The sequence below is a fragment of the uncultured Serinicoccus sp. genome (assembly GCF_947500995.1).
GTDB lineage: Bacteria > Actinomycetota > Actinomycetes > Actinomycetales > Dermatophilaceae > Ornithinicoccus.
Genome location: NZ_CANMUA010000038.1, coordinates 1 through 461, shown reverse-complemented (window position 1 = coordinate 461; position 461 = coordinate 1). Strand labels below are relative to the sequence as shown.

Genomic DNA, 461 nt, shown 5'->3' with positions numbered 1-461 from the left:
GAGTCCCGTGGAGTGGTGGGGTTTGGGTGGCCGGTGTGGTGCCCTGGTGTGAGGGGGTCATCGGCGAGATGCTCGGTGTGTACCGCCAAGTACTCACCAGAGGAGATCTCACCGATGACCCTTCCCCAGTCTGCCGTGTCCGACCTGTTGGACGCACTTCGTGCCGGTGACGGCGTGGACCTGGTCCGCGAGTCCGTCCGCATGGTCCTGCAGGAGCTGATCGAGACCGAGGCCGCCGAGACCATCGGCGCCGGCCGCTACGAACGCACGGACACACGCGCGACCGAGCGCAACGGGTCCCGGCCCAAGCTGCTCACGACCAAGGGCGGTGACGTTACGGTCGCGATCCCCAAGCTGCGCACCGGTAGCTTCTTCCCCTCGATCCTGGAACCGCGTCGGCGGATCGACCAGGCGCTGTACGCGGTGGTGATGGAGGCCTACGTCCACGGCGTCTCGACCCG

At 67.5% G+C, this 461-nt stretch carries 1 protein-coding gene; it reads left to right on the top strand.

What is annotated here, in order from left to right:
• Positions 1-114: 114 nt before the first annotated feature.
• A partial coding sequence (locus tag Q0967_RS17345) for a transposase (RefSeq protein WP_299451321.1) occupies positions 115-461 on the top strand: 347 nt, incomplete at its 3' end.